Annotated in this window: 9 protein-coding genes; 6 read left to right on the forward strand and 3 right to left on the reverse strand. The window is 46.6% G+C overall.

All coding sequences use genetic code 11. The features are described 5' to 3' along the window. Positions 1-469 precede the first annotated feature (469 nt). The 6 genes from B5F71_RS09555 to B5F71_RS09580 all read left to right on the forward strand — a co-directional run bounded on the left by B5F71_RS09555 (position 470) and on the right by B5F71_RS09580 (position 10,051). Positions 470-2,815, forward strand: a complete 2,346-nt coding sequence (locus B5F71_RS09555) for a TonB-dependent receptor (protein WP_087209666.1) — start codon at positions 470-472, stop codon at positions 2,813-2,815. A 31-nt stretch (positions 2,816-2,846) separates the two neighbouring features. After that, complete coding sequence (locus tag B5F71_RS09560; RefSeq protein ID WP_087209669.1) at positions 2,847-4,712, forward strand: GH32 C-terminal domain-containing protein; 1,866 nt, start codon at positions 2,847-2,849, stop codon at positions 4,710-4,712. A gap of 146 nt (positions 4,713-4,858) precedes the next feature. Continuing rightward, complete coding sequence (locus B5F71_RS09565; RefSeq protein WP_087209709.1) at positions 4,859-7,051, forward strand: alpha-galactosidase; 2,193 nt, start codon at positions 4,859-4,861, stop codon at positions 7,049-7,051. A gap of 10 nt (positions 7,052-7,061) precedes the next feature. Further along, positions 7,062-8,225, forward strand: a complete 1,164-nt coding sequence (locus B5F71_RS09570) for an MFS transporter (RefSeq protein ID WP_087209672.1) — start codon at positions 7,062-7,064, stop codon at positions 8,223-8,225. 197 nt (positions 8,226-8,422) lie between these two features. Further along, positions 8,423-9,319 (forward strand): carbohydrate kinase, encoded by an 897-nt coding sequence (locus B5F71_RS09575; protein ID WP_087209675.1) that lies wholly within the window; start codon positions 8,423-8,425, stop codon positions 9,317-9,319. Between the two features lie 228 nt (positions 9,320-9,547). Further along, positions 9,548-10,051: a hypothetical protein gene (locus B5F71_RS09580; protein WP_022041134.1), complete on the forward strand. Its 504-nt coding sequence runs from the start codon at positions 9,548-9,550 to the stop codon at positions 10,049-10,051. Positions 10,052-10,245: 194 nt separating this feature from the next. Here B5F71_RS09580 and B5F71_RS09585 read toward each other — a convergent pair whose 3' ends face one another. From B5F71_RS09585 to B5F71_RS09595, 3 genes are read right to left on the reverse strand one after another with little or no spacing between them, the layout of a single operon-like run. Further along, complete coding sequence (locus tag B5F71_RS09585; protein WP_022041135.1) at positions 10,246-10,848, reverse strand: hypothetical protein; 603 nt, start codon at positions 10,846-10,848, stop codon at positions 10,246-10,248. A gap of 35 nt (positions 10,849-10,883) precedes the next feature. After that, the gene (locus B5F71_RS09590; RefSeq protein WP_087209678.1) at positions 10,884-11,450 is read right to left on the reverse strand and encodes a GNAT family N-acetyltransferase; all 567 of its coding nucleotides are present in this window, start codon (positions 11,448-11,450) and stop codon (positions 10,884-10,886) included. After that, on the reverse strand, positions 11,447-11,626 hold the full coding sequence (locus tag B5F71_RS09595; protein WP_022041137.1) for a hypothetical protein: 180 nt from the start codon (positions 11,624-11,626) through the stop codon (positions 11,447-11,449). The genes B5F71_RS09590 and B5F71_RS09595 overlap by 4 nt, the downstream gene beginning before the upstream one ends. Positions 11,627-11,737 lie beyond the last annotated feature (111 nt).

An 11,737-nucleotide genomic window follows, 5' to 3' on the forward strand; every position in this document is an offset into this window, starting at 1 on the left:
TACGCATAAAGTCATAGGTTTTATTAAGTTATTTCTTTCATTTACAAATTTAATAATTCTCTTGGCTTTATGCTATTTTGCTAGCACATTACAAACATAGGAACTGAATAAAACTGTTTGAAACGTTCCATATAACTCCGTTTTCAGTCCTCCCTAATTAGGATTGCTGTGTTGAGGAGTAGAAACTGCAGTCCTATTAGTAGTAGGACTGCAGTCCTGGTATCTTAGGATTATGCGAGGACTGGAATGGCAAGCACTATGCAGATAAATAGAAACGCCGTTTGATTGCGTGAACGTTTTCTCAGAATAGCTTTCTTGTTATCAATTATGTTTCATCTTTTAGCAAAAATGTTACATGGAAACATATTTGCTTGAAGATGAAACATTTCTTTTATACCGCTTTTGCATTGCTTGCTACATTTGCTGCACAAAAATCATTTATTGTTTGTGCTATTAAAATTGTAATACCATGAAAGCAGGTAAGAAAAAGTTTTCATTTCATCGGATGAATGCGGCAGTTTTGCTGCTTGCTTTAGCTTGTGCAAATGCCCATGCCCAGGAAGATAATTCTTCTAAAGGTGAATCTTCGAAAGAAGAAGGGAATCGGAACGTCATGCTGAATGCGGCAAGTGCCAACGGTCCTCGTGAGATTCAAATCGGACTTCCGTCGGCGGATGTCAATGTGTTAGAAAATGGTATCCCCGTAACGTATGCTACGAATCCGCATAGTGTGAATTCATTGTGGCGTGCTGATGCCAGTTTAAGCCATGTCGGCTTGTTGAAGATTTCGGAAACGGCGATTACTACCGGCAATATCGGCTATGCGGTCAATTCTTTCACCCAATTGGGGCAGAAAGGATTTCACGGAACATTGAATTATAAGGCAAACCATTTCGGCATGCACGAGATTTCGTTGAACCTGAACGGGGAGATAGCCAAAGACTGGTTTTACAGTGGAAGTATCTACCAGGACTTTGACCCGGGAACTTTTAAAATCAAGTCAACTCCGTTTCAAGACCGTACACAGATATACAAATTCGCTCTGACAAAACGTTATCATGATAACCGGGGCGAGTTTACGGCTATGTATCATTATAGCAATAGCCATCCGGTATATAATTATGCTACGCAATCGGCTCCTTTTATTTATGTAGGCGATGGAAGTGTAAAGGAATTCGGCAAGTTTGCATTGGGAACTACTTCGTATTTGCCTGTAGATAATGAAATGATGTATCGGGATATGCGGACTGGACAAGTGCATAAGACCAATCTGTATGATGCCACTCAGAATAAGGGAAGCGAGTTTGTCCTGATGAACGACTATAAATGGGATAACGGGCTGCAATGGAAAACGATTGTGAAATATGACCATGCTACCGGCTCACTGGTTTATCAGACCCCGATGTCGCTTGACCAAAACGAGGCTGGTATCAACTATCTGTATGAAGCCGAAGACGGAAGCATGAAGGCGTATGATGGCGAGTATGTACAGAGCCGTATGTCATGCCTGAACCGTGGCTTTATTGACGAGTTCATGTTTACCACCGAGCTTTCGCGCAAGGTGAACAATGGTACGTGGCGTTTGGGTGTGAATGAATGGTATTATGATGTGGATTACACTTCGAATACGACGATGTATGACCAGTCGGTGCCAATGGATGGAAGCTATCCGGTACGTCTGTTCAATGCCGATTATGCTACTTATGCCGACCGTTCATATAGCGGAAATGGCTATTATTACGATTTCAATAAGAACGCTTCAGAATATTATAAAGGACACGAAAACAAACTTGCAATATATTTCACCCACGATTGGGACATAACAGATAACCTTAATTTGTATTACGGGGCACGTCTGGAATATCAGGCGTTGCGTGGTGAAAACCTGGCGGTAAAAGATGCCAACGGTGACTTTGTCGGCCGTTTTGCCAATTATTATATAGGCGCGACAAGTCCGAGCGGTGTGAAGATTGCTCCTACGCCTATCTCGTATGATTGGTTTAACTATGCATTGAGTGCCGCAGCTACATACAAATTGACCAAACAATTTGGTTTTACCGGAGACTTTACTTATATCACCCAGCATCCGCGTATCGAAAACTTCGCTCCGGCTACAACGCCGAATACCGATAAGATTTCGGTACCGTTGGGACGGGTAGGTATCTATTATAACAATGACTGGTTGAGCCTGACTTCTTTGTTCTCTTATATTTCGAAAACCAACAACAACTCTACGCTGAACCTGCAGCATGCCGTAAACGGTGTGAACCAGATTATGGCGGCTCCGTTGACTTACGATATCAAGACTTTGGGATGGACTACCGATGTGGTTGCTACGCCGTTCAAAGGTTTCGATCTTCACTTCCTGTTCACTTACCAGAAACCGACTTATAAGAAATACGAGACTTCGGTTACTTTCCCCGACGGTTATGTGGGAAGCATCAATGCAACAGGCAATATCGTAGCCGAGATTCCCCAGGTCATTGTGGAAATCGACCCTAGTTATATGATTACGAAAGACTTGAAAATCTGGACCAGTTTCCGTTATTTCAGTAAGACGTATGCAAACATCAACGATGCTTATTATTTTAACGGACGTTGGGAAACTTTCGGCGGACTGAACTGGCAGGTAAACAAGAAATTGTCTTTGGGCTGTACGGTAGTTAATTTCCTGAACCAGACCGGAGCGAAAGGAAGCATTGCCGGTGCCGAACTGATTGAGAAAGAAGATGCCGGACAATATGCGGGTCATGTAATGGCTGGAAGCTATATTCGTCCGTTTACCGTAGAATTTTCTGCGCAATTGAAATTTTAATACTATATTTACAACGAAAAATAGATACACCATGAAAACGAATCTGATTCATCTCGCAATGGGAACAATGCTGGCATGCGGCATGGTTGCTTGTCAGTCCCCAAAAGGTTTTACGATTGAGCACCAAGGAGATACCTTGACTGTGGTACACGTTTCTGCTCCTGGCAAATATCTCTTGTTACCTATTCAAGAGTCAAGTAACGAAGGCAAAGTCAAATTGGAGACCGGAAGTCCTGCCGATATGGCAATGGATGTCCGTCTTGCCGTTGATAGCATTGAGTATTATGTTCCTTTCGAGATTCCGCAAGGTGGGGATGCAACTGTTTCAATTCGTAAGGTGGTTGCCGATGCTGTATGTTGGGAGCATATCCAATTGACAGATACGTTCGATACAAGCAATACTGATTATTACCGTCCTGTTTATCACCATACTCCGCTTTACGGTTGGATGAACGACCCGAATGGCATGGTATATAAAGACGGTGAATATCACTTATATTTCCAATACAATCCATACGGCTCGAAGTGGGGAAATATGCACTGGGGGCATTCGGTCAGCACCGACCTTATCCATTGGAACCATTTGAAACCGGCTATTGCCCGCGATACACTGGGACATATCTTTTCCGGTAGTACTGTGGTTGATAAAAACAATACGGCTGGTTATGGTGACAATGCCTTGATTGCTCTTTACACATCGGCAAGTGACGAACATGGGCAGATACAATGCATGGCATACAGTACCGACGACGGACGTACCTACACGAAATATGAGAAGAATCCGGTGCTGCTCCCGTTTGACGGCTTAAAGGATTTCCGCGACCCGAAAGTCTTTTGGTATGAACCCGACAAGAAGTGGGTAATGATTGTTTCTGCCGATAAGGAAATGCGTTTTTATGCTTCACAGAATTTGAAGGACTGGGAATATATGAGTGCTTTCGGCAAAGGTTACGGTGCACAGCCCAATCAGTTCGAGTGTCCGGATTTCATTCAGCTGCCTGTAGATGGGGATAAGAATAAGATGAAATGGGTGATGCTGGTCAATATCAATCCGGGATGTATGTTCGGCGGAAGCGCAACGGAATATTTTGTAGGAGATTTCGACGGGAAAGAATTTACATGTGATACGAAACCTGAAACCGTAAAGTGGTTGGATTATGGAAAAGACCATTATGCGGCGGTCTGCATTTCGAATACGGGCGAACGTATCATCTCTATTCCTTGGATGAGCAACTGGCAATACGCCAATGTGACCCCAATCCGCCAATATCGGGGTGCCAACGGATTGCCTCGTGAATTGTCTTTGTACACCAAGGACGGTCAGATTTATGTAGCTGCCGACGTGGTGAAGGAAGTGGAAGCGTTGCGCAAAGATACCCGTTCGTTCGACCCGATTACGGTGAAAGACGAATATAAGATTGATGAGATTGTTCCGCAGACAGACGGTGCATACGAATTGGAAATGGATATAACTCCGAACACATCGGGTGTAGCAGGTTTCGACCTGATGAATGCCAAAGGTGAAGTCGCAAAGATTTACTTGGATATGAAGTCGGGTAAGTTGGTAATGGACCGTACGGCAAGTGGGCTGGTCGCTTTCGGGGAGAAATCGGAACCGCATGCTAAAGAAACAGACGACCACCGTAAAACGATGTCTGTCAATTATCAAAATGATTTTGCGTTGGGAACATGGGCACCGCTTTCTTTGTGCGAAGGCAAGACTTACCACCTGAATGTATTTGTGGACAAATGTTCGGTAGAAATTTTTGTGGATGGCGGACGCATTGCAATGACAAATCTGGTGTTCCCTACCGAACCGTATAATACGCTCCGTTTCTATACCGAGGGTGGTGAGGCACAAGTTTCAAACATGAAAGTATACAAACTGGGGCTATAATTAATTTCCATATAATTACTATTACGATTTGCAACGACGCAGAGGCGTGGAGGAAATGGCCTGAAAATCAGACTGAATAGAAACTCTACGCTTGTGTGTCGTTGTTTTGTTTGTTGTTTTTTAATAGATTAAATCGAATGGCTATGATGAGACATTTATTGTGTGCTGCAATGGGGCTTGCTTTGGCAGGGAATGCATTAGAGGCAGCCGAAAATCAGGTTATCCGTATTTCTACCAATCATACCGATTTGGTGTTACAGGTGGCAGAGAACGGACGGTTGTATCAGACATATCTGGGTGAGAAATTATTGCATGAATCCGATTTGAAGGAATTAGACTGGGCGGTACATGCCGCTTCGGACGGGAGCGTCTGCAAACGGGGCTGGGAAGTGTACAGCGGCTCGGGAAATGAGGATTTCTTCGAACCGGCATTGGCTGTGACGCACAACGACGGGAACGCTTCCACTTGGCTCTATTATGTATCATCTTCGATGAAAGAGGTGGAAGGGGGAACGCAAACCGATATCGTGTTGCGTGATGATGCATATCCGGTAGAAGTTACGTTGCATTATGTGGCATATCCGGAAGAAGATGTCATCAAGACATGGAGTGAAATCGTGCATCAGGAAAAGAAACCGGTTTATCTTTCGGCGTATGCTTCTACGATGCTTTATTTCAACAGGGGCAGTTATTATCTGACCGAGTTTACAGGCGACTGGGCAAAGGAAGCTCAGATGAGCACCGGGCAGCTTCAACCGGGAAAGAAGATTGTCGACACTAAGTTGGGAAGCCGTGCGGCAATGCATGCCAGTCCGTTTTTTATGGTTGGGTTAGATCAGCCAGCCAGTGAAAATCAAGGGGATGTATTGATGGGTACATTGGGCTGGACCGGGAATTTCCGCTTTACCTTCGAGGTTGATAATGTAGGAAACTTACGTGTCATTCCAGCTATCAATCCGTATGCTTCTGTCTATCCGTTGGAGCGTGGAGAGGTCTTTGCAACACCTGAATTTGTCTTTACATACAGTACGGAAGGAACGGGACAAGGCAGCCGTAACTTGCAGAACTGGATGCGCAAGTATCAGTTGAAGAATGGAACAGGGGACCGTATGACCTTGCTCAATAATTGGGAAAATACAGCTTTCAACTTCAATCAAGAACTGTTGGCTGAACTGATGCGCGAGGCGAAGGACTTAGGTGTAGACTTATTTTTGCTGGATGACGGGTGGTTTGGAAATAAATACCCACGTAAAGATGACAAGGCAGGGTTAGGCGATTGGGAAGCTACGCAAGATAAATTGCCCGGAGGCGTGCCGGCATTGATTGAATCTGCCAAACAGGCTGGTGTGAAGTTTGGCATTTGGATAGAGCCGGAAATGGTGAATCCCAAAAGTGAATTGTTCGAGAAACATCCTGATTGGGCGATTCATTACCCCAATAGAGAAAGATATTATTATCGCAATCAGTTGGTATTGGATTTGAGTAATCCGGAAGTGCAGGATTATGTGTGTGGGGTTGTGGATAAGCTGATGAAAGAAAATCCGGAGTTGGCTTATTTCAAGTGGGATTGCAACAGTCCGATAACCAATATTTATTCTCCTTACTTAAAAGAACGCCAGGGACGTTTGTACATAGACCATGTGCGTGGAGTGTATAATGTCATGAAGCGTGTACATGCAAATTATCCAGACGTAACCATGATGCTTTGTTCTGGAGGTGGTGCACGTTGTGATTACGAAGCTTTGAAGTATTTCGATGAATTTTGGTGCAGTGACGATACAGACCCTGTGGAACGGGCTTATATCCAATGGGGCTTCTCGCATTTCTTTCCTGCCAAGGCGATGTGTGCCCATGTGACAAGCTGGAACAGGGCGTCTTCTGTCAAGTTCCGTACCGACATGGCTTCGATGTGCAAGCTGGGCTTTGATATTGGTCTTGATGAGTTGAGTCAAGATGAATTGGCATATTGCCGTGCGGCTGTAGCTAATTGGAACCGTCTGAAACCGGCTATTCTTGAAGGAAGCCAATACCGGTTGGTCTCGCCTTATGAAAGCAATCACATGGCGGTCAATTATGTGAGTGAGGATAAAGCCAGCGCCGTGCTGTTCGCCTACGACATCCATCCGCGTTATCAGGAAAAGTTGTTGGCGGTCCGCGTGCAAGGGCTTGACCCCGAAAAGATGTATCTGGTAAAGGAAATCAATCTGATGCCGGGTGTCACTTCTTCGCTGAAAGCAAATGGAAAAGTCTATTCAGGCGATTACCTGATGAAAGTTGGGTTGGATGTTTTCGGCTTCCAGCAGATGCAGAGCCGGGTTATAGAGTTTGTGGCACAATAAAAGAGGACTTATGACAACAGATAACCAAATCAAGTACGGGAAACTGGTTCCCGTGATGCTTTGCTTCTTCGCCATGGGTTTTGTCGACCTGGTGGGCATCGCATCCAATTATGTGAAGGCAGACCTGAACCTGAGCGACGCGGAAGCGAATATCTTCCCCTCGCTGGTGTTCTTCTGGTTCCTGATATTCTCCGTGCCTACGGGCGTGCTGATGAACCGCATCGGACGCAAGCGCACGGTGATGCTCAGCCTGCTGGTGACTTTCGTATCGTTGCTCCTCCCGCTTTTCGGAGACAGCTACGGCATCATGCTGTGCTCTTTCTCGTTGCTGGGCATCGGCAACGCTTTGATGCAGACCTCTCTGAATCCCTTGTTGAGTAACATTATAGCTGGCGACAAGCTGGCAAGCTCATTGACCTTCGGCCAGTTCGTAAAGGCAATAGCTTCGTTCCTTGCCCCTTATATCGCGATGTGGGGTGCCACTCAGGCAATTCCCGAGTTCGGTATGGGCTGGCGTGTGCTGTTCCCCATCTATATGGCGATAGCCGTCATCGCCATCCTTTGGCTGGGTGCTACTCCGATAGAAGAGGAAGCGCCCGATAAGGCTTCCGGCTTTTCAAGCTGCCTGAAGTTGCTGAGTAGTCCGTTCATCCTGTTGTGTTTTATCGGCATCATGTGCCACGTAGGCATTGATGTGGGCACGAATACCACGGCTCCCAAGATTCTGATGGAACGCTTAGGCATGCCGCTTGACGAGGCAGGCTTTGCCACCAGCCTTTATTTCATCTTCCGTACGCTGGGTTGCCTTTCGGGTGCGGTGATTCTCCAGAAGGTTGCTTCGAAACCGTTCCTTGGCATTAGTGTGGTGTGCATGCTGGTAGCGATGGTGCTTCTCTTCGTGTCGAACGACCTGACAGTGATTTACATCGCCATCGCCCTGATAGGCTTCGGCAACTCGAATGTGTTCTCCATTGTCTTCTCGCAAGCCCTGCTTGCCGTGCCCGACAAGAAGAACGAGATATCGGGACTGATGATTATGGGCCTCTTCGGCGGCACGGTCTTCCCGTTGCTGATGGGTTTCGCCAGCGATGCCGTAGGCCAGAGCGGTGCCGTGGCGGTGATGACGGCAGGAGTGATTTATCTGATTATTTATATGTTTAAACTGAAGCGTTAGTTTTTAAGTTCTTGAGTTTGTAAGTTTTGTAGGGGCGTATCGCATACGCCCGAATACGTCCACTAATCCATGCGGATGCTTTCAGGGCGTATGCGATACGCCCCTACATGCAATTTGACAAAATGCTTAAACTCAAGAACTCAAAAACTTAAAAACTCAAAAACTTAAAAACTCAAAAACTTAAAAACTTAAAAGCCATGAACAATACAATCGTAGTAGGAATGGGCGAAGCATTGTGGGACATGCTGCCCGAAGGAAAGAAAATAGGCGGTGCGCCGGCAAACTTTGCGTATCACGTATCGCAGTTCGGACTGGACAGCCGTGTGGTGAGCGCGGTAGGCGAAGACGAGTTGGGCGTGGAGATTCTGAAGAATTTCCATGAAAAGAAACTGAATTGCATGATAGAGACCGTGCCCTATCCCACGGGTACGGTGCAGGTGGAACTGGACCGCAACGGCGTGCCCTGTTACGACATCCGCGAGGGCGTGGCGTGGGACAACATCCCCTTCACTCCGGCACTGGAAGGGCTGGCGCGCCAGACCCGTGCCGTATGTTTCGGCTCGCTGGCACAGCGCAGCGTGGTGTCGCGCGAGACTATCAACCGCTTCTTGGACGTAATGCCCGACGGCGAGGGACAGTACAAGATATTCGACATCAACCTGCGCCAGGGCTTCTATACCAAGGAAATCATCTGCGGGTCGATGCGCAAGTGCAACATCCTGAAGATAAACGACGAGGAGCTGGTCACCATCAGCCGCATGTTCGGCTATCCGGGCATCGACCTTCAGGACAAGTGCTGGATTCTCCTTGCCAAGTACAACCTGCGGATGCTCATCCTGACCTGCGGCGTCAACGGCAGCTACGTCTTCACGCCGGGCGAGGTGTCGTTTGTAGAGACCCCAAAGGTGGAGGTTGCCGACACGGTAGGTGCAGGCGATTCGTTTACCGCGGCTTTCGTTGCCTCTATCCTGCGTGGCTTGCCCGTAAACGAGGCGCACCGGCTGGCGGTAGCCACTTCGGCATTCGTCTGCACGCAAAACGGCGCGATGCCGGTATTGCCTGCACGGCTGACGGAAGGACTCACCACAGAATAATAAGGAAACGCAGATTAGCGCAGATTTCCGCAGATTAAAAATAAAAAACAATCCGCGTGAATCCGCGCCAATCTGCGTTTATGTAGAGACGATGTGCACATCGTCTCTACTATGGTGATATTCAATATTTTTTTATTTCATTTGCACGGCAAGTTAGAGGGAGAAAACGGAAATTCCAAAAGAATTTGATAATTTTTTGTAGATTTGTCCGTATAAAATTTTGTGCCTATGAAAACGATTCTCTTTTTATTATTATCGCTTGCCCTGCTTTCTTGCCAAGGAGGGAAAAAACAAAATGTTCAATCTGCAGATACGGTAAAGGAGGATGAATTTATAGCCAGCGTTTTATACACTGCACCTCCGTATTATGTGATAGGCAAAGATACAATTTATAATTATGCTACAGACCCCATATTTCCTGTACATACTTCCGATCCCGAAAATCCGCTTTTATCGATAGACCTAAAGAATTATGTGCAAAAGAAGTTAGCCGATGTACACCTTGGTAAAGGAATAGTGGATGTTGCTTTCCTTATTGATAAAAAAGGATATGTCCGTCAGGTAATCATTGAAAAATCGGCGGAAGAGAACGGTGCCAGTCCCAATGTAGCCGCCCGTATGGATTCCATTGCCTGCAAAGTAATAGCCGACCTGCCCCGCTTCACTGCTCCAGCAACACGAAAGGGTAAGCCTGTGAATTTTTTAAAGAGGTGGACGGTACGGTTTGAGTGACTGAAGCTCCCGTTTTTGCGGATTTGCAATCCGCAAGCATCGAGTATGAGGATTTTTAATCCGGTAAACGACTAAGTTACCGCTTTCTGTTAGGTATCTGCTGAGCGGATTAAAATTGACTTTGTCGACCTTCGGTTCCTTATACTCATTTACGCCGGATTGTAAATCGGCGTGACGGTTAACGGTATTTCAGCTCAGAGTTCGAAGACGATGTGGCAAGGCTTTCCGTCGATATAAAAGGTAAGGCGGTACAGCCCTTTTTCTATCGAATCGGTCGTGCCGTTGTAGAGCGGAAAAGAAAAGTGTGCCGTTTCGTTCGGACGAATGGTTCGTATGAGTTCCACCAAATTGTATCCCGTAAGTTCCGTCTCCGGCTTGGGGATGGGATAAATGTGGCTGGGGTCATCAGGGGCGCTTTCCCGAAGAAAATCGAAAGGGTAAGACGTGGAGGCTTCTTTCTTTTTATAATGCTGTTCGGACGGAGCGAGTTGGGTGGTCACGTTTTTCCATCTCCCGTTTCCGTAATGAAAGACCTCGCAGGGGAAAACGCCGTATGGCATTTGCAGCTCACGACCGTCTTCTGCGGTATTCATCAGAGTTACATACACCATGCTGTCTTGCAGGCTGACGCGCCATGCCTTCTTGATTTCTTTCGGAAAGCCGGACGTGCCGAGAGTCATGGTGTCCGCTTGCTCCTGTTGGACTGAACCGGCTGTTTTGTGGCTCTTTTGTGCCTTGTCTCCGCAGCCCGGCAGGCAGAGCAGGCACAGGAGCATTCCTAAGATTCGTGTCTTCATTGTTGTTCCGGTTTACTGCATGGGTTGAGATTGTTCTAATCGGCGATGTCGTTCAGATCGAAGTAGAGCAAGCGTGTGGCGGCTCCCTCGTCTTCTGCCGTCAGCGGCACGAACTTCTGCTTGAAATAGAAAGGTATGGCGGCGGCGTATGCGTCTACCGTGAGGAAACGGCAGCCGGTCTTGTTGTCGGCGAGGAAGTAACTTTTGATAGACCTTATTATAAATTCGCCTATGTGTTGTCCTTTTAATTCTTGACTGACAGCCAAACGGCAAATTTTTGCAGCCGGATAGCTTTTCAACCGTTTTTCGTTGACAAACCGATGTCTCCGGAAACGGTTGAATTCCGTTTTAGTGGGAAAATCAGACATAGACACGCGGTCGTTTGCCAAACTGAAATATGCGGCTATGTGTTCGTGGTTTTCATCATCTGCCGCTTCGAACACATAAGTAACCGCCAATAAGGCTTGCTGGTAGAATCCGGATTCATTTAAAATAAAATCGTTCAAGTCGGCATCGCCGCAATCGAACGATTTTACTTTTTCTTCAGGTCCCAACTTGCGTACGATGTAAGATGAGAAGGGCGTTTGCAGGCTGGCTTTCATACGTTTTTCTTTTTTGTACGTTCGCCCAAATCGAGCATCTTTAAAAATAACGCATAATCAGCCAGTCTTTGTTCTCTTTCTTCCGGCGTTTCCCGGCGGACTTGCTTCATCCGCTCCTCGAACCGCCGTGCGTCTTCCCCGAAGAGTATCGGGGTTTCTTTGATGGGTCTTGCCATAGCTTTTCCTTTCTCTTTATGGATTCTGCCGCAAAGGTAGCGATTTATTCGTTGCGGATTATGCGGAGCGGTCAATTAATTTTCTGAATCTGCGCAATCTGTGGTGAAAAT

The organism is Bacteroides sp. An269 (assembly GCF_002159755.1).
GTDB classification, from domain to species: domain Bacteria; phylum Bacteroidota; class Bacteroidia; order Bacteroidales; family Bacteroidaceae; genus Phocaeicola; species Phocaeicola intestinalis.

Excerpts from the sequence above, each read along its gene's own strand:
- B5F71_RS09555 (WP_087209666.1), top strand. The coding sequence starts at position 470 with ATGAAAGCAGGTAAGAAAAAGTTTTCATTTCATCGGATGAATGCGGCA.
- B5F71_RS09565 (WP_087209709.1), top strand. The coding sequence starts at position 4,859 with ATGAGACATTTATTGTGTGCTGCAATGGGGCTTGCTTTGGCAGGGAAT.
- B5F71_RS09595 (WP_022041137.1), bottom strand. The coding sequence starts at position 11,626 with ATGGCAAGACCCATCAAAGAAACCCCGATACTCTTCGGGGAAGACGCA.
- B5F71_RS09560 (WP_087209669.1), top strand. The coding sequence starts at position 2,847 with ATGAAAACGAATCTGATTCATCTCGCAATGGGAACAATGCTGGCATGC.
- B5F71_RS09585 (WP_022041135.1), bottom strand. The coding sequence starts at position 10,848 with ATGAAGACACGAATCTTAGGAATGCTCCTGTGCCTGCTCTGCCTGCCG.
- B5F71_RS09580 (WP_022041134.1), top strand. The coding sequence starts at position 9,548 with ATGAAAACGATTCTCTTTTTATTATTATCGCTTGCCCTGCTTTCTTGC.
- B5F71_RS09570 (WP_087209672.1), top strand. The coding sequence starts at position 7,062 with ATGACAACAGATAACCAAATCAAGTACGGGAAACTGGTTCCCGTGATG.
- B5F71_RS09590 (WP_087209678.1), bottom strand. The coding sequence starts at position 11,450 with ATGAAAGCCAGCCTGCAAACGCCCTTCTCATCTTACATCGTACGCAAG.
- B5F71_RS09575 (WP_087209675.1), top strand. The coding sequence starts at position 8,423 with ATGAACAATACAATCGTAGTAGGAATGGGCGAAGCATTGTGGGACATG.